The 23,596-nt window shown below is 67.5% G+C and carries 20 protein-coding genes, 1 tRNA gene and 1 pseudogene; 6 read left to right on the forward strand and 16 right to left on the reverse strand.

Annotated elements, in window-relative coordinates:
• Position 1 precedes the first annotated feature (1 nt).
• The 6 genes from HWV07_RS05810 to HWV07_RS05835 form a co-directional block, all read right to left on the reverse strand.
• Positions 2–994 carry a hypothetical protein gene (locus HWV07_RS05810; protein WP_178333392.1) on the reverse strand — a complete coding sequence of 331 codons (993 nt, stop codon included), beginning with the start codon at positions 992–994 and terminating at the stop codon, positions 2–4.
• 95 nt (positions 995–1,089) lie between these two features.
• Positions 1,090–1,452, reverse strand: a complete 363-nt coding sequence (locus HWV07_RS05815) for a DUF7344 domain-containing protein (protein WP_425487802.1) — start codon at positions 1,450–1,452, stop codon at positions 1,090–1,092.
• 116 nt (positions 1,453–1,568) lie between these two features.
• The gene (locus HWV07_RS05820) at positions 1,569–4,004 is read right to left on the reverse strand and encodes a helix-turn-helix domain-containing protein (RefSeq protein ID WP_178333394.1); all 2,436 of its coding nucleotides are present in this window, start codon (positions 4,002–4,004) and stop codon (positions 1,569–1,571) included.
• Between the two features lie 414 nt (positions 4,005–4,418).
• Positions 4,419–4,491, reverse strand: a tRNA-Gln gene (locus tag HWV07_RS05825).
• A gap of 103 nt (positions 4,492–4,594) precedes the next feature.
• Positions 4,595–5,032, reverse strand: a complete 438-nt coding sequence (locus tag HWV07_RS05830; protein ID WP_178333395.1) for a metal-dependent transcriptional regulator — start codon at positions 5,030–5,032, stop codon at positions 4,595–4,597.
• Positions 5,029–5,514, reverse strand: a complete 486-nt coding sequence (locus HWV07_RS05835) for a ferritin family protein (protein ID WP_178333396.1) — start codon at positions 5,512–5,514, stop codon at positions 5,029–5,031. Before HWV07_RS05835 ends, HWV07_RS05830 begins: the two co-directional genes overlap by 4 nt.
• Positions 5,515–5,651: 137 nt before the next feature.
• On the opposite strand from HWV07_RS05835, the gene HWV07_RS05840 reads away from it, so the two are divergent.
• On the forward strand, positions 5,652–6,158 hold the full coding sequence (locus tag HWV07_RS05840) for a GNAT family N-acetyltransferase (RefSeq protein ID WP_178333397.1): 507 nt from the start codon (positions 5,652–5,654) through the stop codon (positions 6,156–6,158).
• 58 nt (positions 6,159–6,216) lie between these two features.
• Here the strand turns inward: HWV07_RS05840 and sufD are convergent, their stop codons facing one another.
• The 3 genes from sufD to HWV07_RS05855 are packed head-to-tail and all read right to left on the reverse strand — an operon-like array spanning position 6,217 to position 9,831.
• The gene (gene sufD, locus HWV07_RS05845) at positions 6,217–7,434 is read right to left on the reverse strand and encodes a Fe-S cluster assembly protein SufD (RefSeq protein ID WP_178333398.1); all 1,218 of its coding nucleotides are present in this window, start codon (positions 7,432–7,434) and stop codon (positions 6,217–6,219) included.
• Between the two features lies 1 nt (position 7,435).
• Positions 7,436–8,863, reverse strand: coding sequence for a Fe-S cluster assembly protein SufB (sufB, locus tag HWV07_RS05850; RefSeq protein ID WP_178333399.1), 1,428 nt, complete (start codon positions 8,861–8,863; stop codon positions 7,436–7,438).
• A gap of 56 nt (positions 8,864–8,919) precedes the next feature.
• On the reverse strand, positions 8,920–9,831 hold the full coding sequence (locus tag HWV07_RS05855; RefSeq protein WP_178333400.1) for an ABC transporter ATP-binding protein: 912 nt from the start codon (positions 9,829–9,831) through the stop codon (positions 8,920–8,922).
• Positions 9,832–10,076: 245 nt separating this feature from the next.
• Here HWV07_RS05855 and HWV07_RS05860 point away from each other — a divergent pair, with 245 nt between their 5' ends.
• Positions 10,077–11,801, forward strand: coding sequence for a histidine kinase N-terminal 7TM domain-containing protein (locus tag HWV07_RS05860; RefSeq protein ID WP_178333401.1), 1,725 nt, complete (start codon positions 10,077–10,079; stop codon positions 11,799–11,801).
• Between the two features lie 3 nt (positions 11,802–11,804).
• Here HWV07_RS05860 and HWV07_RS05865 read toward each other — a convergent pair whose 3' ends face one another.
• Positions 11,805–14,588: a DNA-directed DNA polymerase gene (locus tag HWV07_RS05865; protein ID WP_178333402.1), complete on the reverse strand. Its 2,784-nt coding sequence runs from the start codon at positions 14,586–14,588 to the stop codon at positions 11,805–11,807.
• Between the two features lie 151 nt (positions 14,589–14,739).
• Here HWV07_RS05865 and HWV07_RS05870 point away from each other — a divergent pair, with 151 nt between their 5' ends.
• Positions 14,740–14,925 carry a DUF7331 family protein gene (locus HWV07_RS05870; RefSeq protein WP_178333403.1) on the forward strand — a complete coding sequence of 62 codons (186 nt, stop codon included), beginning with the start codon at positions 14,740–14,742 and terminating at the stop codon, positions 14,923–14,925.
• Positions 14,926–15,099: 174 nt separating this feature from the next.
• Here HWV07_RS05870 and HWV07_RS05875 read toward each other — a convergent pair whose 3' ends face one another.
• Positions 15,100–15,600: a hypothetical protein gene (locus HWV07_RS05875; RefSeq protein ID WP_178333404.1), complete on the reverse strand. Its 501-nt coding sequence runs from the start codon at positions 15,598–15,600 to the stop codon at positions 15,100–15,102.
• A gap of 119 nt (positions 15,601–15,719) precedes the next feature.
• Here HWV07_RS05875 and HWV07_RS05880 point away from each other — a divergent pair, with 119 nt between their 5' ends.
• Together HWV07_RS05880 and HWV07_RS05885 are read left to right on the forward strand one after the other, a co-directional pair.
• Positions 15,720–16,094 carry a DUF7322 domain-containing protein gene (locus tag HWV07_RS05880; RefSeq protein WP_178333405.1) on the forward strand — a complete coding sequence of 125 codons (375 nt, stop codon included), beginning with the start codon at positions 15,720–15,722 and terminating at the stop codon, positions 16,092–16,094.
• Positions 16,091–16,522, forward strand: coding sequence for a DUF7346 family protein (locus HWV07_RS05885; protein ID WP_178333406.1), 432 nt, complete (start codon positions 16,091–16,093; stop codon positions 16,520–16,522). The genes HWV07_RS05880 and HWV07_RS05885 overlap by 4 nt, the downstream gene beginning before the upstream one ends.
• Before the next feature lie 3 nt (positions 16,523–16,525).
• Here the strand turns inward: HWV07_RS05885 and rad50 are convergent, their stop codons facing one another.
• The 4 genes from rad50 to HWV07_RS05905 form a co-directional block, all read right to left on the reverse strand.
• Complete coding sequence (gene rad50 / locus HWV07_RS05890; protein ID WP_178333407.1) at positions 16,526–19,189, reverse strand: DNA double-strand break repair ATPase Rad50; 2,664 nt, start codon at positions 19,187–19,189, stop codon at positions 16,526–16,528.
• Positions 19,186–20,697 carry a DNA double-strand break repair protein Mre11 gene (gene mre11, locus HWV07_RS05895; protein ID WP_178333408.1) on the reverse strand — a complete coding sequence of 504 codons (1,512 nt, stop codon included), beginning with the start codon at positions 20,695–20,697 and terminating at the stop codon, positions 19,186–19,188. The genes rad50 and mre11 overlap by 4 nt, the downstream gene beginning before the upstream one ends.
• Positions 20,694–21,038, reverse strand: coding sequence for a DUF7966 family protein (locus HWV07_RS05900; protein ID WP_178333409.1), 345 nt, complete (start codon positions 21,036–21,038; stop codon positions 20,694–20,696). Before HWV07_RS05900 ends, mre11 begins: the two co-directional genes overlap by 4 nt.
• A 121-nt stretch (positions 21,039–21,159) precedes the next feature.
• Complete coding sequence (locus HWV07_RS05905; protein WP_178333410.1) at positions 21,160–21,420, reverse strand: winged helix-turn-helix domain-containing protein; 261 nt, start codon at positions 21,418–21,420, stop codon at positions 21,160–21,162.
• A gap of 168 nt (positions 21,421–21,588) precedes the next feature.
• Between HWV07_RS05905 and pan1 the strand changes: the two are divergent.
• A pseudogene (pan1, locus tag HWV07_RS05910) lies at positions 21,589–22,802 on the forward strand (proteasome-activating nucleotidase Pan1).
• A gap of 640 nt (positions 22,803–23,442) precedes the next feature.
• On the opposite strand, the gene HWV07_RS05915 reads toward pan1, so the two are convergent.
• Positions 23,443–23,586: a hypothetical protein gene (locus HWV07_RS05915; protein WP_178333411.1), complete on the reverse strand. Its 144-nt coding sequence runs from the start codon at positions 23,584–23,586 to the stop codon at positions 23,443–23,445.
• Positions 23,587–23,596: the final 10 nt, after the last annotated feature.

Genomic DNA, 23,596 nt, shown 5'->3' on the forward strand with positions numbered 1-23,596 from the left:
GCTACTCCCAGTCCGGCTCGTACTCGCCGTCGACCGGGGGCCGCGTGTCCACCCACTCGGCCCGCGCAGCGTCGCTCGTGATGGTCCGCGGCTCCCCGCCGTCGACGCTGTAGGTCAACGTTAGCTCCGAGATCGAACAGTGCGCGTTGTAGCGAACCGACCCGTCGGGGACCAGGTAGGCGACCCGCTGCCAGTGTTCGGGGTCCGCCTCGACGGTCGCCTGTAGCTCCACGCCCTCGCCGGAACCGCTGAACCGCCAGTGGCCGACCTCGTCGTGGTCGATCCGGTTCGCCGACGGGCTGGCCGGCAGGACGTGCTTCAGGCGGTTCAGTGGGTAGACCTTCCCGCCGACCCGGAGACACAGTGAGAGCTTGTCGTCGAGCCGCAGGGCCTCCAGCACGGCCGACTCCTCCTCGTCGAAGTCGTTGCACTGCACCCAGGTCCACTCCTCGGGCGGGCTCGCACCCGAGACGGTGTGGCCCTGGTGGCCGGGCGCGTCCTCGAGTTCGACCGTCCGGTCGCCGACCGTGATCTCGCCGGACATGAACACCGACTCGTTGCGGCTCCAGTGCTTGCCGGTGCCGATCGTCCTCGACAGCAGGTCCGTCAGCCGCTCGCTCCGAAGCGGGGTGAACGCGTAGGTGTCGGGGTCGTACTCCAGGTCCCAGGCCACGTTACCGACCTCGCCGGTCGCCGACGCGGAGGTGAGGACCGCGTCGCCGACGGTCAACTCGAACGGGTCGGCGTCGGGCCAGACGTCCTCGAAGGCGAACGACTCCGTGACGAACGTCGAGTCCTCCGGGTTTCGGCGGTCGGTCAGCGCCGCCCACAGCCGACCCTCCTGTCGGCCGTCCGTCGTCGACAGCAGCGTGTAGCGGTACCAGAACGCCACGGAGCCGTCGCGGGGACCGACGAGGGAGTACCACACCTCGCGGCCCGGCTCGCCCGCCTCGAGCGGCCAGTCCATCACGGGGTCGTTGGGGTCGGGCTGCATGTACCGCGAGGTAACCCGCCACCGAATTATAGCTTGGTGCTGGGGTCGGGACAGAGCAACGACGATAGACGGGATGTTCCGGTGATGGAGCTCGCTTACCGGTCGAACCGACCGACGCCCAGGGCCCTCGCGCACTCGACCCCTCGCTCGCTCAGCGAGACCGCCTCGGCGTCCCGGTCGTACTCGATGACGCCGGCGTCGGCCAGCTTCGGGAGGTGGCAGTGATGCAGCGAGATCGCGACCTCGGAGCTGGAGTCGGAGGGGGAGCCGGACCGACCCACGCGTTCGAAGGCGGTGACGGCGACGGCGAGGTCGTCGAACGACGAGTCCCGGTCGGCGCCGGAGGCCAGCGCGGTGAGGACGTGGTGGCGGCGCCGGTCCGCGAGGATCATCGAGATCGGGTCGGCCAGGTCGGTCGTCGGTCGGGTCGTCGGTCGGGAGGGGTCGGAGCGCATCATTGCCACACCTCGACCGATGCCGTGGGTATAAAAAGCGGTTCTGACGAAACCGTCCAACAAGGAGAATTCGGGGGATAGCGGCGATATAGCGACGGTGGGGGGTCGGTCGGCAGAGATCAGTCGTCGGCCTGCGCGTGCCGCTGGACGCTCGAGCCGACCTCGACGTCCGACAGTGCCGCGCGGACGTCCGCGGACAGCGAGTTCCGCAGCGCCGGGCCGTCCTGCTCGCGTTCGACGAGCCCGGCCTCCGAGAGCCGCGAGAGGTGGTGGGACACCGTGCTCGGGTCGCGGTCGAGGGCCTCCGCCAGCGTCGTCCCGGTCGCGGGCTCGTGCTCGAACAATGCGTCGATGACGTCCCGGGTGGCCTCCTCCTCGAAGGCCGCGACGAGCTCGACGTCCGCGTCCGTCCGCGGGACGAACCGGCGCCGCCCCCGCACCTTCGCGCTCTCGAGGAGGCCCTCGTGCTCCAGCACCCGGAGGTGGTACCTGACCGTCGACTCCGCGAGGTCGGTCGTCTCGACGAGCGACGTGAGGTTGATCCCGGGCGTGTCCTCAACGGTCTCGAGGACGGCCGCCCGGTTGTCGTTCTCCAGGGGGTCCGAGAAGTCGTAGCGGCTGTAGCCCGCCAGGACCGCCAGCCGGAGGGCCAGCTCCTTGAGCGTCGCGAACAGCAGTTGTGGGAGCGTCGCCGCGCCCGCCCCCATCGACGAGGCGGTCATCCCGGCGCGCGTCGCCAGGACCGACCCGGAGACGAGCGCCGCGCCGACGACCGCGCCGCCCGTGGCCGGGTCGACCTCTTCGAGCGGCGGGAGCACGCCCTCGCCGGACGAGGAGGCGTTACCGTCGGTCCCTGAATCGTCGGCCTCCGAGTCTCCGGACCCCGTGGTCGCGTTGTCCGCCTCCGAGTCCGTCGCCCCCGACGACGCGGAGGTCGCCGACTCCTCGGAGCCGTCAGCCGAGACGCTCGTCGTAGCGGACTGGGCCAATCCGCCGGATTCTCCGGCGCCCGACTGTGAACGCTCGGTCGTCGGGTCGTACGCCTCGGTATCTCCGATAAGCCGGTCGCCGGGGTCGAACACCGGTCCCGTGACGCCCGGCGCGACGCTGTCGACGAATCGGCCGGTCCCCTCGCCGGTGTCGTCGACGCCGTCGGTCAGCCCGTCGGTCGTCCGCTGGACCGTCCGGGTGGTGTCGTCGACGACGGCCGTCAACCCGCCGGTGGCCGTATCGAGTGTGTCGGTCACGTTCCCGGCCAACTGCGCCACGGTGCCGTTCCCGTCGTCGAGCAGTCCCGTCGTCGTGGAGACCGTCTCGTCGACGGTCGTGGTCGCCGTGGACGTGCCGTCGGCCGTCCCCGCCACCGTCGCGTCGACCGTCCGGGTCACCCCGCCGACGGTGGTCCCGACGAATTCGCCGGGACTGCCCGTCGACGTTCCGGCCTCGCCGGTCGCGTTCGCGACCTCGTCGGTCGTGTTCTCGACGGTGCGGACGGTCCCGTCCACGGTCCGGGTGGTCGTCCCGACCGTGTCGTTCGTGAGGTCGGTGACGCCGTCGACCGTCTCGGTAGTTCGCGACTCACCGCCGGTCGCCGTGCTCACTGTCCGGTCGACCGCGCCTCCGGTTGCGTTCGTGGTGTTCTCGACGGTCTCCCCGGTGGCGTTCGTCGTCTCCCCGACGACGTCGGTGGTGCCGGTCACCGTCTCCTCGACCGTCTTCGTCGTTCCCGACCCGACCTCGTCGACGACGGTCATCGTAGTGCCGAGCAAGTCTCCGGAGGCACTCTTGTTCTCGGAGTCGACGGTTTCGTTCCCGGAGTCGTCAGCCTCGCTCTCGGAGTCGATGCTCTCCGCTTCCTGATCGAGAATCTCGTCCGCGGAGCTCTCGGTGGCAGTCGGGGTCCGCTCGGGCGTGGACTGCCCCGTGACGGTCTCGACGGTCTCGCCGACCAGATCGCCGACGCCGCTGCTGACCGATTCCTGCTGCGGGGTCCGGTCGGGTGATAGTTCCGGGGTGGGTGTCGACGCCGGAGTCGACGTCTGGGAGGGAGTCGGCGTAGGTGTGGCTGTCTCGGGGGATTTCGGCGTCGGCGTTTCGGTTGGTTCCGGTGTCGGCGACTCGGTCGATGCAGGAACTTCGGTCGCTTCCGGCGTCGACGTCTCGACCGGTTTCGGCGTCGGTGTCTCGGTGGGTGCGGGCGTCTCGGTCGGCTCCGGCGTCCTGACCACGTCGTCGACCGTCTCCTCGAGGCCGCTGGTGGTCTCGTCGACGGCATCCGTGAGCGACCCGTCGGGCGTCTCCTCGGGGGCGGATTCGTTCGTCAAGTTTCCGTCGGTCGACTCGCTGCTCTCGGTGGACCCATCAGCGTCCCCGGTCACGGTGTCGACGGTATCGCCGACGGTTCCGCCGATGTCGAAGGGATGCTGGACGGCAGTGCCGTCCCCCGACGGCGAGCTGTCGGCGGTGACAGCGGGCGTCGCGGCGCCGACGACGACCGAACAGGTCAGTACGAGTACGATGGCGACCAGGAATCCGCGGTTCTTCGGCTGCGTCACTGGCCCCTCTCCACCGGCTGGCGGGTCGGCTGGAACGCGATACTGTCGGCTGTCGGTACGGTGTACTGCATGTGTGGGCGGTCTGGTGGACGCCGTTCCCGGCTCCCCGGGGGCGTCCGATTACTTCCCCCTTACGCCAGTAGCGGCCCGTTCGCCGCTCTGGCCGTCGGGCTGGTCCCCGCTTAGCGATACGTACTTATATCCTACTGCGAACGTTCACGGGGGCTACGAGGTCGTAGGTTGATACTAAAATTCCAGCCCGGTCTGCTCGTCACCTCTAAAGTTTATCTTATGATTTCTACTAATCTAGATGTGGGTGAGATTGGATGTGGTTAGACGGTGTGTCGTTATTCTTCCGTAGGACTGTAGAGGATCGCCGCTGAGTCGAGGCGAGTTCCCGGACGGCAGTAGGAGTAGCCCCGAGCGGATTCGAACCGCTGTCAGAGGCTCCAAAGGCCTCTATGATTGGCCACTACACCACGGGGCTCCGCCTCGTCGTACTCCCCGGCGACACAATAGCGTTACTTTTCCGCGGACGGGTCGCGGGTGGCGACCCGGTATCGGTAGCGTTCGGCGAGAACTGTCGGGTGTCAGTCCGCGGGTTCGGACTCGAGTTCGACGTCCAGCAGTTCGCAGGCGTCCATCTCGGCGTCGAAGCAGTCCGGACAGCAGTCCTTTCGGTCGATGATGGTGTCGAGGCGCTCGGCGACAGTCTCGTCGATGACGCTCTCGAGCTGGCGGGCCTCCGTTCGGAACTCCTCGACCTCGAGGACCTCCCAGAGGAACCGCTCGATGATGCAGTAGGTCTGGAGGGCGTCGCGGGCCTGGACGATGCCGTCGTCGGTCAGCGAGACCCCCTTGTACTTCTCGTGGTCGGCGAGACCCCGCTCCTCGAGCTTGCCGATCATCTCGTTGGCGCTCGCCGGGCTGACCTCCAGGTGGTCCGCGATGTCGCCGGTCGAGGCCGGGCCGTCTTCCTGTTCCTGCACGAGATAGATCGCCTTCAGGTACTGGTCCTGTGTGTTCATGTACGCGCCTCCATCAGTTCGGTCACTTCCTCGACGCCCTCCTTCTCCTCCTCGCGGATCCCCTCCAGTACGGAGAGGAGCCGATCGCGGTCCACGCTGAACGTCACGTCGGAGCTCTCGACGGCCGCGATCAAATCGTCGTAGAACTTGTAGGCCGTCTCCTCGTTGCAGAGCTGGTCGTAGAGCACGCCGTCGAAGTCCGTGTCGGACTCGTAGCGCGCCGCCACCAGCTGCTCGATCTCCTCGTAGGCCACCGGGTCGGCGTCCAGCTCGTCGACGAGGTCCTCCAGGCGCTTGCGGTGGTCCTCGGACTCCTCGGCGGCCTCCTGGAGCAGCTCGACGATCTCGTCGCCGAGCGCCTCGTCGTCGAGGGTCTCGTAGTGCTTGTAGGCCCGCGCCTCCACGACCTCCTCAAGGACCATGCCGATCTGGAGGAGCCGCGCGAGCTGGTGGTCCGACGCGACCGGGTACGTGAGGCTCACGTCGACCACCTCGAGTCCATCATACCAGCGGTTCGGTGGTCGGGAACCATAAGCGGTTCCCTCCGCCGCGTCGCCGCCCGGAGAGCTACAGACCGCGCGACCGAAAGAGCCACTGTGAGACGGTACCAATGCACAGTATGGAGTTCAGACCCGCCACGACCGACGACCTCGAGGCGATTCGCGCCATCGCCCGCGACTCCTGGGAGACCGACTACCCGGACATCGTGAGCCGGGAGACCATCGACGAGGGGTTCGAGGACTGGTACGCCTCCGACGAGCTGGCGCGGGAGCTACGGGAAGGCGACGCGACGATGCTGCTCGCGGTCGAGGACGACCAGCCGGTCGGCTTCGCCCACGGCATCGTCAGCGAGGGGGTCGGCAACGTCCTCCGGCTGTACGTCCGGCCCGAAGCTCGGGGCCGGGGCGTCGGCAGCGACCTCCTCGAACGGACCGCCGAGCGGCTCGGCGACGAGGGCGCCGACCACCTCCGCGCGATGGTGCTCGAGGACAACGAGACGGGCCGCGCGTTCTACCGGTCCGCCGGTTTCGAGGCGGTCGACGACGCGGAGACGAAGATCGGCTCCGAGACACAGACCGAGTTGACCCTCGAGCGGCCGCTCAGGACGCCCGCCGAGTCCGCCTGAGCCGCCGCTGGGTGGACGGTAGTTCGAAGAGAAGCGCGCGAAACAGCGGACCGCCGCGTTACTCCCGGGACTGCAGGCGGTCGCGGATGCGGCCGCGCAGGTCCTCGCGGAGCTCCTCGACCTCGATCTCCTCGAGGACGGGGACGTAGAAGCCCTCGACGAGCATGTTCTTCGCGAGGCGCTCGGGGAGCGCGCGGGAGGTCATGTAGAACATGTCCTCCTCGGAGACCTGCCCGACGGTGGCGCTGTGGGAGGCCTCGGTGTCGTGGTTGTTGATGATGAGCTTCGGGGAGGCGTCGGCCTCGCTCTCGTCGCTCAGCATCAGCGTGTTCTCGCGCTGGTAGGAGTTCGTGTCCCAGGCGTCGCGGCCGACGTGCTGGACGCCCTCGTAGACCGAGCGGGCCTCGTCGTCGATGACGCCGCGGGTGACGAGGTCGGCGGTCGTGTGCTCGCCGTTGTGCCAGACGCGGGCGTCGAGGTCGAAGTGCTGGTCCTCGTGGCCGTAGAAGGCGCCGACGATCTTCGACTCCGAGGAGTCGCCGTCGAGGTGGCTCTCGACGGTGGACTTCGTGAGGTGCGAGCCGATGTTGCAGTCGATCCAGCTGGCCGTCGCGTACGTGTCGACGTTCGCCTCCTTCAGCGAGTAGGTGTACGTCGTCTCGTCGAGGTCCTGGAGGTTCCCGCACTGGACGTAGCTGTTCTCGCCGGCGGCGATCTCCGTGATGCCGCTGTAGTAGCGGTTGCCGTCGACGTCATCGCCGCTCTCCTGGCGCTCGAGGATCGTGACCGAGGAGGACTCCTCGGCGACGACGAGCGTGTAGTTGAACAGCGACCGGGAGTTCATCGTCGTCCGGATCGTCACGTCCTCGGCGTCGACGCCCTCGGGGACGTGGACGACCGTGCCGGTCGTGAACAGCGCCGTCGACAGCGCCGTCAGGAAGTTGGTCTGGGGGTCGGCGACGTGGCCGAAGTGCTCCTCGAGGAGCTCCTCGTGCTCGTCGACGGCCTCCGCGAACGGGAGGACGTCGATCTCGTCGGGGCCGACCTGGTCCTTCTCCTCGGCGGCCGACAGCGGGTCGACGAGGGTCTCGTAGTCGAGGTCCTCGAGGTTCGTCCACTTGCGGCCGGGCGTCTGGATGACGTCCGGGAACGGGAGCTCCTCGAGGGCCTCGAGGGCCTCGAGGCGGATGTCGAGGAGCCACTCCGGCTCGTCGAGCTCCTCGCTGATCTGCCGGACGGTCGCTTCGTCGATAGATGCGTGTAGCTGCGTGCTCATGTTAGCCGAGCGAACCCTCCATCTCCAGTTCGATGAGGCGGTTGAGTTCGACCGCGTACTCGATGGGCAGTTCCTCCGTGATCGGCTCGATGAAGCCGGCGACGATCATCTGCTTGGCGTCGTCGTCGTCCAGGCCGCGCGACTGGAGGTAGAAGACGTCCTCGTCGCCGATCTTGCCGACGGTCGCCTCGTGGGCGACGTCGACCTTCGACTCCTCGATCTCCATGTACGGCATCGTGTCGGAGGTCGACTCGTTGTCGAACATCAGCGCGTCGCACTCGACCGCGGTGCTCGAGTTCTCGGCGCCGTCGGCGATGTGGACGAGGCCGCGGTAGTTGGTGCGGCCGCCGTCCTTGGAGATGGACTTCGACTCGATGGTCGAGGACGTGTTCGGCGCGTTGTGGTAGACCTTCGCACCGGTGTCGATGTTCTGGCCCTCGCCGGCGAAGGCGATGGTGATGTGGTTGTCGGTGGCGCCGGGGCCCTTGAGGATGGTCGACGGGTACAGCATCGTCGCCTTCGAGCCCATGGAGCCGGAGACCCACTCCATCGTGCCGTCCTTCTCGCAGATGGCGCGCTTGGTGTTGAGGTTGTACGTGTTCTTCGACCAGTTCTGGACGGTCGAGTACTGGACGTGGGCGCCCTCCTTGACGAACACCTCGACGCCGCCGGAGTGGAGGTTGAACGCCGAGTACTTCGGGGCCGAACAGCCCTCGATGTAGTGGACCTCGGAGTTCTCCTCGGCGATGATGAGGGTGTGCTCGAACTGGCCCATCCCCTCGCTGTTCATCCGGAAGTACGCCTGGACCGGCATGTTGACCGTGGTGTCCTCCGGGATGTAGACGAAGGAGCCGCCGGACCAGATGGCGCCGTGCAGCGCGGCGAACTTGTTGTCGCTCGGGGGGACGCACTTCGTCATGAAGTACTCCCGGACGATCTCCTCGTGCTCCTGGACGGCCTTGTCCATGTCGCAGAAGATGACGCCCTTCTCCTCCCACTGCTCCTGCATGTTCTGGTAGACGATCTCCGACTCGTACTGGGCGCCGACGCCCGAGAGGGCGTTCTTCTCGGCCTCCGGGATGCCCAGCTTGTCGAAGGTGTCCTGGATCTCCTCGGGGAGGTCCTCCCAGTTCTCGGCGCCGCCGCGGGCCTCGATGTCCGGTCGGATGTACGGGACGATCTCGTCGATGTCGACCTCGCTGAGGTCCGGCTGGCCGGGCCAGTCGGTCGGCATCGGCATCTCCTGGAACTGCTCGAGGGCGCGGAGGCGCCGTTCGAGCATCCACTCCGGTTCGTCCTTGTCCTCCGAGATGACCCTGACGGTCTCCTCGGTGAGACCCTTCTCTGTCTGGAAGGCGGAACTCTCCTCCTTCTTGAACTCGAATCGGGCCTCGGTGTCGGTGTCTTTGATGTGGTCTTCGGAACTCATTGTCTTGGTTCAGTTTACGTCCGTGTGCTTATGAGCCTGTGCGTAACGACGGACGGTTACGCGGCCTCGTAGACTTCCTCGCGGACCCAGTCGTACCCCTTGTCCTCGAGCTCCTCGGCGAGCGACGCGTCGCCGCTCTTGGCGATCTCGCCGTCGATCATCACGTGGACGTGGTCGGGTTCGACGTAGTCGAGGATGCGCTGGTAGTGGGTGATCTGGAGGATGCCGGTGCCCTGCTCGTCGCGGAGGGCGTTGATGCCGTCGGAGACGTCCTGCAGGCGGTCGATGTCGAGCCCGGAGTCGATCTCGTCGAGCACGGCGATCGACGGCTCGAGGATGGCGGCCTGCAGCACCTCGTTTTGCTTCTTCTCGCCGCCGGAGAAGCCGGCGTTGAGGTAGCGGTGGGCGAACTTCTCGTCCATGTCCAGCAGCTCCATCTTCTCCTGGAGGATCTCCTGGAACTCGGCGACGCCGATCTCTCCTTCCTCGACGTCCCCCTCCATCGGCGAGGTGTCGTAGCCGGAGTCGTCGTCCTCGTCGGCTTCGGCCTCCTCCTCGTCCTCGAAGAGCTCCTCGCGCTCCTCGAGCTTGGCGTTGAGCGCCGTCCGGAGGAAGTTCACCATCGTGACCCCCTCGATCTCGGCGGGGTACTGGAAGCCGAGGAAGATGCCGAGCGCTGCGCGCTCGTTCGGCTCCAGGTCCAGCAGGTCCCAGGTCAGCTGGTCGTCGTCGATGTCGACGCCCTCGAACTCGTCCTCCTCGATGTGGAGCAGCACCTCGCCCTCGGTGACCTCGTAGGCCGGGTGGCCGGCGATGATCTTCGCCGTCGTCGACTTCCCGGAGCCGTTCGGCCCCATGAGCGCGTGGATCTCCCCCGATTTGACCTCGAGGTCGACGCCCCTGAGGATGGTCTCGCCGCCCTCCTCGGCGACCGCTGCGTGCAGGTTCTTGATTTCGAGTGTAGCCATGGTCGGTCTGGGTGGACGTCGGGTCGTGACGCTGATAATGGTTTCGGGTTCGGGGTGATTTGGGTTGGTGTTCCGCAAAAATATTTTCCTCTGTGGGAACATAGCACGCCGGAACCGGAGGATGGCGGCGGTGACACCGCGGTGGATGCGGACAGGCATCGTGCAGTCACTTATACGTTCCGTGCAATCAGGACGGGAAGTAGCGCGAGTCTTTTTTAAGTAAACGCCGCCATTGCGAGCCATCCATGGAGTACCAGCTCTCCGTCTACCTCGTCCCGCTGGTACTCGCCGCGGCCATCTCGGCGGTCCTGGCCGGGTTCGTCTTCGCCAACCGCCGGAAGCGGACCGCGATGGGCATCCTCGGCATCCTCGTCGCCGCCGTCGTCTGGTCGGCCACCGACGCGATGCGGCTCGCGAGCGTCGACCTCTCGGCAAAACTGCTGTGGCACAACCTCCGGTTCGTCGGCTCCACGCTCGTCGTCTTCTCGGTCTTCTTCCACGCGCTCGCGTACACGAACCGCGAGAAGTGGATCACCGCCCGGACGATGGCGCTGGTCGGCTCGGTCTTCGCGGTGACCATCGCGCTCGCCTGGACCGAGAGCCTGCTCGGTCACGGCCTGATCCGCGCCGACCGGGAACTCGTCGAGGTCGGGACGCTCGTCCTCGTGGAGTTCGAGTACGGTCCCTGGTTCTACGTCAACGCCGCCTACTCCTACCTCCTGCTGGTCGTCACCGCGGGGCTCTACCTCGTCGAGTTCGTCCGCCGCACCGGGACCTACCGGCTGCAGGCCGGCGGTCTCCTGCTCGGGACCCTGGTCCCCTGGGGGATGAACGGCGTCTACCTCGCCGGCTTCTCGCCGGTCGACCTCACGGGCTTCGGCTTCACCGTCACGGGCGTCGTCTTCGTCGCCCAGCTCTACCGGTTCGAGCTCCTCGACGTCGTCCCCATCGCGCGGAGCACGGTCGTCAACCACATCGAGAACGGCTACCTCGTCGTCGACACCGAGGACCGCGTCCTCGACGTCAACGAGGCGGGCAGCGAGCTGCTCGACCGGCCGCGCGAGGAGATCATCGGCGCGACGATCGACTCGCTGTTCGTCGAGTACCCGAAGGTCACCGAGAAGTTCGGCGGCGAGACCGACGTCCGCGACGACGTCACGCTCTACCAGGACGGCGAACGCCGCGACTACGACGTCGAGATCTCGCCGGTCTACGACGACCACGACCGCCACATCGGCCGCGTCGTCCTCATCCGCGACGTCACAGAGCAGCGCCGCCGACAGCGAACCCTCCAGAAGCGGACCGCGGCCCTCGAGCGCCAGAACGAGCGGCTCGACCAGTTCGCCGGCGTCGTCTCCCACGACCTCCGGAACCCCGTCGCCGTCGCGAAGGGCCACCTCGAGATCGCCCGGACCGACGGCGACCCGAACAGCTTCGACCGGGTCGAGGAGGCGCTGGACCGCGTCGAGGAGATCACGAACGACGTCCTCGCGCTCGCGCGGCAGGACCAGGAGGCCGTCGAGTGCGAGCGGGTCGAACTCGCCGTCGTCGCCGAGCAGGCCTGGAAGACCGTCGACACCGGCGACGCGTCTCTGACGGTCGAGGCGTCGCGGTCCCTCTCCGCCGACCCCGGGCGGCTCCGCCGCGCCCTGGAGAACCTCTTCCGGAACAGCATCGAGCACGGCCCCGCCGACGTCTCGGTCCGCGTCGGCGGCGCCGACGGCGGCTTCTACGTCGCGGACGACGGCCCCGGCATCCCCGCGGCCGACCGCGACGACGTCTTCGACCCCGGCTACACGACGGACGACCGCGGCACCGGCTTCGGCCTCGCCATCGTCGAGGGGACCGCGGAGGCCCACGGCTGGTCGGTGGTGGCTACCGAGGGGAGCGACGGCGGCGCGCGATTCGAGTTCACCGGGGTCGAAGATGCAGCCGACGGCGACCCGGCGACCGACGGCGCGTTACCCTGAGACCTACATGAAGGAGCCCAGGCCAGTCTGCTCTTGCCCACTCTTTACTTCGTCCCAGGAGATGTCCATGGCCTCCAGGATGCGCGCGATGGGGCCCTTCAGCGTCTTGTCGAGCATCTTCTCGTAGTCGACCTCGAAGGCGTCGGGCACCTGGTCGTCGAACTCGAAGCAGATGACGTCCGGATCGCGCTTGAACTCGCCGTACAGGGGGTCCTCGGAGGGGTCCAGCCCCATCTCCGACTCGACCCCCCGGAAGAACTCGGGGTGGACCTTCTTCAGGTAGAGCCGCTTGGGCTTCGACCCGCTGGCGAAGTTCGTCCCGAGCAGGAGGTTCGCGTACTTCGCGCCGCGGACCTGCGCCGTGTCGGTGTCGTAGTTGTCGAGCTTCTTGCCGATGCCGCCGGGGATGCCGATCTCGTCGAGGCTCACCTCGCCGGCCTGGACCCGCTGGATGACCTCGTGGACGTAGTCCTTGATGCCCTCGGGGTCCTCGCCGGTGACGATCATCTCGAGGACCCGCTTCTGGACCTCCTTGGTGATCGGCGCGATGTCCGAGCGCTTGTACTCGAAGCCCGTGATGTCGATGTCGTCGACGTCCTTGCCCTCCTTCCAGACGATGTGGCCGGCGTAGCGCTTCTTCTTGCCGGCCTGGAAGAACCGCCGGTAGAGCTTCTCGAACTCGATCTCGAAGCGGTGGTCCTCGGCGTTCAGTTCGGCGGCGAACTCGTCGTAGGCCGCGTTGATGTGCTCCTCGATCTCGAAGGACTGCTCGATGGCGTCCTCCTTCGAGACGTCACTGCCGAGCTCCAGCATGACCGAGTCTGTGTCGCCGTAGATGACCTCCTTGTCGAGCTCTGCTGCGGCCGACTCCGTGAACTCGATGACGTCCCGGCCCGTGGCGGTCACGGCCGCGCCCATCTCCTTGTCGTACAGCCGGAACCGGTCCCAGCCCAGCACGCCGTACAGTGAGTTCATGATGACCTTCACCGCCGCCTGCTGGCGGTCGTAGGTCTCGTAGGCGTCGGAGCCGGGGTCGTTCTCGTTGCGGAGGGACTTCTTCTGCTCGCGCTCCTCCAGCAGCTCGTCGACCATCGCCCGGATCATGCCGTCCGGCTCCTTGCGGAAGTGGGTGCCGTTGGGCGCGACGTAGGTCTCCCCGTCGTAGCGCTCGGGGTCGACCTTCGTCTCCGGCGAGGCGTTGATGGTGACCATGCACATCGGGTAGAGGGACTTCAGGTCCAACACCGAGACCATCTCCTTGACGCCGGAGATGGGGTCGAAGACGGCGCCGCCCTCGTAGTCCTCGCTCTCCTGCTGGCCCTTCGACGGGAGTGCGTACTCGCCGTGGATCTTGTGGAGGACGTACATGTCGACGGCGTCGCCGGGCGTCGTCGCGTCCTCGAGCTTGCAGCCGACGAAGGAGGCGACCTCGACCCAGAACGGGACGATGTTCTGCTTGCGGTCGAGCTCGACGCAGAGCTCGACGTCCCGGAGGTTGTACTCCAGGAGGCGCTCGGGGTCCTCCTCCCAGAGGTCGCCGATGTCGCCGGTGTAGCGCTCCTTGCCGACGCCGAGTTCCTCCTCGCCGACGGCGTCCAGCCGGTAGGAGTCGAGTTCGGAGAACTGCGTCCGCTGGTAGGCGTAGAGGAGGTCGAAGACGACCCGGCCCTTCACGTCCGGACCGCCCCAGCCGGAGTCCCACACCTCGTCGACACGCGAGAGCCGGTCGGAGTTAAGCCGGTCGTGTCGTCCCTGCAGGCGGTCGATGCGGTCGATTAGATAGGGTGCGTCGAAGTCGTCGAAGTTCCAGCCCGTCAGGACGTCGGGGTCCGTCTCGTCGACGTAGTCGAGGTAGTCGACGAGCATGTCGGCCTCCTCGGAGAACGCCCGGACGTCGACGTCGACCTCGCCGTCGCCGATCGGTTCGTAGCCAGCGACTGCCTCGGGGCCGGGGACGCCCTCGGGGGACTCGTAGAGCCAGACGACGTACTCGTCGCGGCCGGAGTCGTGAGACGTCAGGCAGATGATGGTCTGTTCGCCGTCCTCCGGGAAGCCGTGGCGGTCGTCGACCTCGATGTCGAGGGTGTGGACCCGTGGGGAGACCGTCAGGTCGGTCGTCTCGATCTCGGTGTGGTGGATCTTGAGGCTCCCGTCGTCGAGTTCCCGGACCGGCACCCGGACGCCGCTCGTGATGTCCTTGTCGATGAGCAGGCGGTTCGGGAAGAGGATGTCAGCCTCGTAGTGGTCGAAGCGGTCCCGCAGTTGCCCGACGTCGCGGGGCGTCTGGCCGAAGACCTTCGCGAGTTCCTCGCCGCGGATGGACTCGTAGACCACGAGCTCGTCGTCCGCGCGGTCGCCGACGTCCTCGCCCTCCTCCTCGAGGTCGCCGTAGGTCTCGACGCCGGTGAGGCGGTCCTCGTCCAGCCGCGAGTCGACGACGTCCGACACCGAGAGCGGCTCCTCGGCGTCGACCGCGAGGTCGAGGTCCGAGACCGGCGTGTAGAAGTACGGGCGGAAGCCGTAGACGCGCGCGTGGACGGTGTCGTGGTCCTCGGTCCGACCGAAGACGTGGAGGACCGGGTGCTCGTCGTTCCCGCTCCCCTCGATGGTGTAGTCGACCTGCGTGACGGAGAAGGCCACCTCCCCGTCGGCGTCGGGGAAGCGGTGGTCGGAGACGTCGACGACGCTGGCGTCCCCGCCGCCGTCCGCGCCGGCGATGGCGGCCGCCTCCTCGGCGGGCCGGTCGCCGGCGCCGAAGTCGGACAGCTTTCCTTGGCCCTGTTCCATGGTTTCCACTCCTTGGCCCTCCCCGGTAAAAACCCCGGTGGTCCGCCGGAGCCACTTGAGTGGACGCACCCGAATCGGCGGACGAATCACGAAGTGACACGGGCACAAGGGATTTACATTGACACCCGGTACCACAGGATGGAGAAACACCATGCCTGACCCTGACACGAAGGCCGAGCAGGACAGCGCGGACGAGCGTACGGAACCCGTGGTGGCCGACGCCGTCGAGACGACGGAGTCCTACGAGACGGAGGAGGGTGTGGTGTTCTACGACGCGGAGAACCCCCTCGCGTGGCTGCAGGCGGAGACCGTCGTCGACCTCGACGAGGCCGCGTAATCTCGGTTCCCTCGCACTCGTCTTCCTGGCACTTCGTACAGCCCCACTCAGTGGGTCGTGCTATTGCTCTTGGCTAGTTCAGTTGCGTCCCCGCTCTGCGGGGCCCTGGTTCTGCCGAACGGTCGGTCGTCTGTCCCGCTGACGATGGTCGCTACAGATGTGCGCTCATCCTGATCACGAATATTCGCCCTCGTTTTCGGTTTTGGTGATCCCGGGGGAGAGACTTCCCGACGCCCCTATCGATACCTCGAGGAAACACCGTTCGTCATCGCTCGGAGCTGGACTGAACGGAATCGGTTCTCCCCTCTCTGGAACGGACCCATCCAAGCTGAACTCGACCGCATAATAGAGCGCATCACTCGCTCGTTTGGAGAAGGCACCGGGGTAGAGCGACGTTTCGTCGGGAGCGATCGAGACCGAGGTGGACAGGTCCTTCTTGTGGATCGGAAGTGAGAGCCGCGTGTCGCCGGTCACCACCGAATCGTCCGACGAGTGGTCGATCTCGGTCCCGATGTTCGTAATCGTGAATCCGACCACGTGTGGAAGGTCGTGGCGATTGCTGAAACGGACACTCCCGGCGGGCGGTTGCTCTTCCTCTTCTTCTGACGACGAACACCCGGAAAGGCCCGAGACAGTGAGCGCACCGAGCGACGAGAGGAGGGCACGGCGATTCATACGAAGAAATCAGAGGCTATATTTATATCCTTTCGGTCGAAACTCGGGGGGCGTCTGTTCGGAGCGGTGGCCTGGACGATGCCGCGTAACTTTTCGTCCCGCGGGCCCCACCTCCCGCCGTGGACCCCTTTGGAGAGAGCGGCCCCGACGAACCCGAGGAGTTCGACCCCGACAGCCTCGGCCCCGACGTCCCGGAGGCGCCGGACGTCGAACCCGACCTCGAGGAGTCCTTCGCGAACATCGACGAGGTGGACGACGAACTCGTGACGGCGTTCTGGGGGGCCGCCGTCTTCCTCAACGTCGCGCTCGCGGCGCTGGCCATCGGCGCGATGCTCGTCTACTTCCGCGGCGACTGGACCAACGGCGGCGGCGCGCTCCTCGTCGGGACCGTCGCCGCCGTCTTCGCCGCACGGTTCTACTTCGGCTACCAGCGGAGCGACGACGAATCCGCCGACTCGGAAGAGGAAGGAAAGCAAGAGGAGGGCGAGCCATGAGGACCGTCGAGCACGACGGCGACCGGTACCTGCTCGTCAAGCAGTCAGGCGAGTCCAGCCGCGTCCGCGACCCCGAGACCGGCGAGGAGCGGTACCTCCCGAACGACGAACTCACCGCGACCGGCGACTCGCCGCTGGCCGTCGCCGCCCGCGCGGTCCCCGAGCCCACCCGACGCGTCCTCACCGCCGTCCACTCCGAGCGGACCCTCGGCGCCCTCCTGGAACTGGACGAGCGTGGACCGCTCTCGGTCCGGGAGATCCTCGGCAGCTACGACCTCTGTGAGTCCGACGTCCACGGCACGTTCGCCGAACTCCGTGCGGCCGGCCTGGTCGAGGAGGCCGACGTCGCCGGCGAGCGCGGCTACGCGACGACCGACCTGGCCAGCGAGGGCCTCGACGCCCTGCGCGGCGACGGCAGCGACGACTGACGGCTACGTCAGCGCCTCGACGGTCGCCGACCGCTCCACCGTCGAGCGGTTCGTCGTCGGGTCCTTGTGCACCGCGACGAGGTCGTCGGCCGCGCCGACCAGCTCCTCGTCGTGGCTGACGACGATGATCTGGTCGACACCGTGGTCGGTCATCGACTCCACGAGTTCGACCAGCTTCGAGACGTGCCCGGAGTCGAGGAACACCGTCGGCTCGTCGAGGATGAGCGGCGGCGTCGGCGCCTGCCCCTCGATGCCCTCCGAGAGCAACCGGTAGATGGCACAGCGCAGCGAGAGGTTGAACAGCGCGCGCTCGCCGCCCGAGAGCTGCTCGGGGTCCAGCGGCGTCCCGTCCTTCTGGTAGACCGTCAGCTCGTAGTCGCCGTCCAGCTCGATTCGCGCGTAGGAGTCGTTCTGGTAGACCAGCCGGAACGTCTCGTTGAGCATCGCCTCCAGCTTCTGGACGTTCCGCTGGCGGAGCTCCGACCGGAGGTCCGCGTAGGTCTGCTGGAGCTCGTAGGCCTCGTCGTACAGCGAGTCCAGCCGGTCGACGGTCGCGCGGAGCTCCTCGCGGCGGTCCCGGAGCTCCTCGAGTTCCTCGAGCTCGTTCTCGACGGCCCCGATGGCGTTCTGGAGCTCGTCGCGGCGCTCCCGCTTGTTCTCCAGGTACGGCTCGACGTCGTCGAGGTAGCTCTTCGCCTTCTTGCGGTCCTGCTTCGCCTGCTGCAGCGCCGACTCGTCGAAGGCCGCCTCGAGTTCGGTCTTCCGCTCGCGCTTCTCGGCGAGGCGCTCGCGGCGCTCGTCGTTCAGCTCCGCCCGGTTGTCGCGGCGCTCCCGCAGCGTCTCGATCTCCGACTCGTTCTCCGCGACGTCGTCCAGCAGGTCCGCGACCCGCTGCAGCCGCTCGCGGCGCTCGTCGAGTGACGCCTTCGTCCCGTTCAGCTCGCCGATGGTCTCCCGGGCCTCGGTGGCGGCTTCCTCGGCGGATTCGGCCGCCTCTATCGCCGACTCCGCGGCCGACTCGTACTCCTCGGCCTCCTCGCGGAGCTCCGCGGCGCGGTCGACCTTCTCCTCGAGGGTCTCCTCGCGCTGCTCGACGAGCGACCGGACGTTCCCGCGCTGTTCCTCCAGCCGCGACAGCTCCGAGGCGGTCTCGACCAGCGCGACCGCGCGCTCGCGTTTCGCCTCCAGCTCCTCGACGCGCTCCTCGGCGGCCGCCAGGTCGGACTCGAGTTCCTCGACGCGTTCGCGGTCCTCGTCGATGGTCTCGACGTGCGGCGACCCGTCGACCGGCTGGCCGCACTCGGGGCACTTGCCCTCCGCCAGCAGCGCCTCGGCCTCCTCGACGGTCGCGCGGGCGTTCTTCAGCTCCGCGCGGAGCTCCGCAACCTCCTCCTTCGACTCGGTCAGCGCCTCGCCGACGGACTCGCGGTGGGCGTCGACCTCGTCGCGGTCGACCGGCGCCTCGGCCAGTTCCTCGTCCAGTGCCTCGATCTCTTCGCCGAGGTCGTCGAGCTGCTCGCGGCGTTCGTCGAGCTTCTCCCGGGCCGCCTCCACCTCGGACTCGAGGTCGTCCGCCTCGTCGCGCGCGTCGGCCGCCTGCTCGCGGAGCTCCTCGGCCCGCTCGCGCTTCGTCTCGGCCTCGCTGGCGTGCTCCTGGGCCTCGAGCCGCCGCTCCTCGATGGCGTCGCGGATCTCCTCGGCCTCCCCCTCGAGTTCGTCGAGCCGGGCCTCTACGGCCCCCTCCTCGGGCGACTCCAGTTCCGTCTCGTCGACGGTCTCATCGAGCTCTTCCCGGAGGGTCTCGGTGGTCTCCCGGAGCGAACGGATCCGCTCGGCGAGGGCCTCCCGCTCGCCCTCGGCCTCGGAGATGGTCGAGGCCAGCTCCTCGATCTCCTCTTCGAGGTCCGATATCTCCTGACGGCGCTCATCGAACTCCTCGAGAACGTCCTCGGCCTCCTCGAGGGTCTTCCGGGCCTCGTCGCGGTTGGCCTCTTTCTCCTCGATATCGGCCTGCACCGACTCGAGGTCCGACTGCAGGCCGTTGAGCCGCTCGTGGAGGTCCTTCTCCTCCTTCTGCTTGATCTGCGAGGCGACCTCCGAGAGCGACCCCTGCTTGTCGTCGCGCACGCGGCCGACGCCCACCCGGGCGTCGCTGGCCCGCTCGCGGTACTCCTCAAGCTTCCCGAGCTGCAGGAGGTCGTCGATCATGTCCTGGCGCTCGTCGGGCGAGGCGTTGATGAGCTTGTTCACCTCGCCCTGCCGGACGTACGCGCAGTTGACGAACGCCTCGGCGTCCATCCGCAGCAGGCCCTCGATGTGCGCCTCGACGTCGGTGACCTGCTCGATGGTCCCCTCCGGCGTCTCCAGGACGCAGGTCGTCGTCTGGGCGGTGTCGCCGCGGAGCTTGACCTCGCGCTCGACGTGGTACGCCGCGCCGGCGTGGGTGAACCACAGTTCGACGCCCATCTCCTCTGCGTCGTTTGAGATGACGTCGTCCAGCGTGCCGTCGATGGCGTCGGCGCCGTACAGCGCGAAGAAGCACGCCTCCAGCAGCGAGGACTTCCCGCTGCCGTTGACGCCGTGGATGACGGTGACGCCGGAGCGGAGCTCCAGTTCGCTGTCGGCGTAGCACTTGAAGTTCCGGATGCGGACGCGCTCGAACCTCACAGGTAGTCCTCCATCGACGCCTGTCCGTCGCCGTCGCCGGCCTGGGCGGGGCGTGCGGGTTCGCTCGCGTCGGCCGAGTCGGACGAATCGGACGAGTCGGTCCCGTCGGACGGCTGGTCCTCGGTCGATCCATCTTCCTCGTCGCCAGCGTCGGGATCGGCCCCACTCTCGATGTCTTCGCCAGCGTCGGATTCACCGGCGTCCGGAGCGGCCTCGGTGTCGGTGTCGCCGCCGTTCGCCCCGATTTTCGTCCCTTCTGTGGCTGTCCCGGTCTCGGTGTCGGCGGACTGCGAGCCCGCGTCGGCGACGGCCTCCGCTGCGTCCGAATCGGATTCGTCGTCGGTCTCCGCGCCCATCCGGTCGGCGGCCGTTTCGGGCTCCTCGGCGGGCCCCGACTCGAAGGCTTCCGGCTCGTCCAGCAGGTCCGCGACCCGGCGTTCCACCTCGTCGGCGACGTTCGAGTCGGCGACCTTGCTCGCCCGGATGGTCTCGTCGAGGTCGCGGGCCGCGTCGCTGAGACCGAGTTCCCGGACGCGCTCGCGGACCGCCTCGTCGGGGTCGGCGAAGGCCACCTCGAGGTCGGCCTCCTCGCTGATCTCGCGGTGGTCGTTCACCCGCGCGACGAGCGCCCCTTCGTCGCTGGCGAAGGCCTCTACGCGCGCCGCGGATACGTCCTCGCCGTCGCCGTCCAGCGTGACGTGGACGACGGCGCCTTCGAGGTCGTGCTCGCGGAGTCGCTCGCGGACGCGGTCGAACCCCTCGCCCTCCGCGAGTTCGAGGTCGACGAAGACGAACTCGCGGGTCTCGAGGCCGCGGCGGGTGATCCGGGCGTCCCCGTCGAACTCGACGAGGTTGTAGCCGCGGTCCTCGCGCTCGCCGGCGCTCGCGCGTTCGGTGGACCCGCAGTAGGTGACCCACGTGTCCTCGACCTCCTGGGTCGTCGGCGCGTGCTCGTCGCCGAGCAGCATCGCGTCGAAGTCGACGGTCGACTCCGAGAGGACCGCCGCGGCGTCCCACTCGACGTTGCCGTAGTCGGGGACGAGCGGCTGGAAGAGCCCGTGGGAGACCAGCGCCGCGTGGTCGGCGTCGTGCGGTTCGAAGTCGTACTCGAGGTCCTCGCGCTGGGCGCGCGGGACGAAGTCCAGCCCGTAGAAGGCGGTGTCGCCCACGACGAGCGGTTCGTCGCCCAAGCGGGTCGCCAGTCCCATCGCCTCGAAGAGGTCGAGCCACTGGGCGTCGCGCTTGGTCTCGTGGTTGCCGACGACGGCGAGGAACGGGACTCCCGCGTCGTCGAGCGTCTCCAGGACGTCGAGCGTCCCGAGCAGGTCCGGCAGCCCCGGCCGCCGGTCGTGGAAGAGGTCCCCCGCGTGGACGACAGCGTCGACGTCCAGTTCGATCGCGTCCTCGGCCACCCGCCGGAACGCGTCGAGGAAGTCCGACCGGCGCTCAGGCAGGTGGTACTGCCGGTAACCGAGGTGGGTGTCGCCGGTGTGAAGCACCCGTGTCATTGCCTCGACCCTTCGACAGCGTCTCTTAAATCGGTGTCGTGACCGCGGTGGAAGTGGTCGACGGGCGAGTCGCCGGCGGCGGCGACGCGGAACAGTCGGAACGCCGACAGCGCGCGCTCGCCGCGTGCTCGGAGTTCGGAGTCCTCGGTCGCCTCAACAGCCCGCCGGAGTTCGCCGAGGCCGACTTCCTCGACGAACACCGCGGCCGCCTCGAGGTCGTCGACGGCCGCCGCGGCCCGTTCGATGACCGTTCGGCCGTCGGAGCCCGCGAGGTGACCGAGAGCCGCTTTCAGCCGCTCGACGTCGGGTTCGGATGCAGCGTCGTCGGCGCCGGGGGACACGCCGCTATCTGGCCTCGGCATCCCGGATAAACCGCGGGGTGGCTTCGGCGCGACGTGGGGCCCAGTATCGGTCGGTGGTCGGACGGGGAATAGCGAACCGGCGAACGAACTTAGAGAGTGTCTACGATTCGAGCGCGAGCGCGTAGACGCGCTTGCGGGCGTCGGTGAAGGAGAAGCGGGAGTCGACGGCGTCGACCTCCTCGAGGCGGGTGAGCGCGTAGCGGACCGTCCGCGGCGGCAGCATCGTCTCCTCGGCCAGCTGGCTCTGGGTGAGCCGGTCGTTGTACTCCAGGACCTTCGCGACCAGCTTCGCGCTCGGCGGCAGGTCGGCGACGGACTCCCAGTCCGCCGCGTCGTCCGCCTGGACGTCGGTGGCACTCATTGTACCCCACCGTTTCGGATGACAGTGGATAATACTTGCTGTTTCGAATCATACGCAGTAGTAATTCCATGGTCCGGCAGCCGACACGCCGTACCGGTGATTTTCGGCGCCGTCAGGCGGTCGAGCCTACCCGAAGCCTCTTATGACTACGGGCGCTACGCACCGGTGATGACTGACACTGTTGACGACGTCGACCTCCCCTACGAGGACGACGCGTCACAGCAGGAGAAAGTGGAGGCGCTGGAGGAGCGTCTCGAGATCCTCGAACAACAGAACGAGGAGATGCGGGACAAACTCCTCGACGCCAACGCCGAGAACAACAAGTACCAGCAGAAGCTCGAGCGGCTCACCCACGAGAACAAGAAGCTCAAGCAGTCGCCGCTGTTCGTCGCCACCGTCCAGGAACTCACGGACGAGGGCGTCATCATCAAGCAGCACGGCAACAACCAGGAGGCCCTCACCGAGGTCACCGAGGAGATGCGCGAGGACCTCGACCCCGACGACCGCGTGGCCGTCAACAACTCGCTGTCCGTCGTCAAGAAGCTCGACGACGAGACCGACGTCCGCGCTCGTGTGATGCAGGTCGAGCACTCCCCGGAGGTCTCCTACGAGGACATCGGCGGCATCGACGAGCAGATGGAGGAGGTACGAGAGACCGTCGAGATGCCCATCGAGAGTCCCGAGATGTTCGACGAGGTCGGCATCGACCCGCCGTCGGGCGTCCTCCTCTACGGGCCGCCGGGGACCGGCAAGACGATGCTGGCGAAGGCCGTCGCCAACCAGACCGACGCGACCTTCATCAAGATGGCCGGCTCCGAGCTGGTCCACAAGTTCATCGGCGAGGGCGCAAAGCTCGTCCGCGACCTCTTCGAGCTCGCCCGACAGCAGGAACCCGCCGTCGTCTTCATCGACGAGATCGACGCCATCGCGGCCAAGCGAACCGAGTCGAAGACCTCCGGCGACGCCGAGGTCCAGCGGACGATGATGCAGCTGCTCTCCGAGATGGACGGCTTCGAGGACCGCGGCCAGATCTCCATCATCGCGCCACCAACCGCTTCGACATGCTCGACCGCGCCATCCTCCGGCCCGGTCGCTTCGACCGCCTCATCGAGGTGCCCAAGCCCGACCAGGAGGGACGGGAGATCATCTTCGAGATCCACACCCGCGACATGAACGTCGCAGACACCGTGGACTTCGCGGCGCTCGCCGAGATGGCCGACGAGGCCTCCGGCGCCGACGTCAAGGCGATCTGCACCGAGGCCGGGATGTACGCCATCCGCGACGACCGCCTCGAGGTCCAGATGGAGGACTTCGAGCACGCCTGGGAGAAGATCCAGCAGACCGACGACGAGGCCGACGAGGTCTCCCGGACGTTCGCCTAGCCACGTTCTGCACCTCCTTCGCGAGCGCCTGCGGCGCTCGTTCAGTCAGCGTGCCGGCTTCGCCGCCCACGTTAGAAGTTTGCGGACGGAGGCCGCGACCCAGGGCAAACTGGGGAAAAGCGACCACCACGACAGAGGCTGCGTAACAGACACCTGTCAAACACCCAACGTGTGTAGCCCTTCCTAAACACCCGGGTTGTTACGTGTTGTCCTCCTATGGTATATCAGGGCGGGTGGGTATCCGTTAGACATTCAAGAGGCGGCAGGCAATACAATCCTCCTCCCTCATCCCCTCGCCCCCCCTGTCTTCGGACTATTCATTGCCTATACCGACCGGTACAACGATCGATGTCCAGCATTCGCCGGGCGGGGCGTTCGAAGAACGCCCCCGAGGCAGTTCGCGGCGACGAGGCCGGAGGTCGAGTCGCCGTAGCGCGAGCGGACTGGAGGCGGCCTGTGGGCCGCCAACCGGGTGCGGGCCGGAGGCCCGCAACCGAGCGACGTGGTCGTTCGAAAGCCGCCTGCGGCGACTTTCGTGATGACGAGAGAGCTTCGCTCTCTCGAACCACGGCGAAGCCGCTACGCGTGGGGCGTGTTCGGCGGCTCCGCTGCCAAACCGCCGGAGCGTTCAAAAAGTGGTTTACAGCAGCGAGAAGATGAGCCACGGCAGTCCGAACAGCACGAGCGTCATCGCGACGAGGACGACGCCGTAGGCGGCGAACGTCCCGGCGGCGGTGAACCAGGACGGGTGATCGTGTTCCTCCTTGATGTCGGCGACGTTCATATCGGCAGCA

It is taken from the genome of Natronomonas salina (genome assembly GCF_013391105.1).
Taxonomy (GTDB): domain Archaea; phylum Halobacteriota; class Halobacteria; order Halobacteriales; family Haloarculaceae; genus Natronomonas; species Natronomonas salina.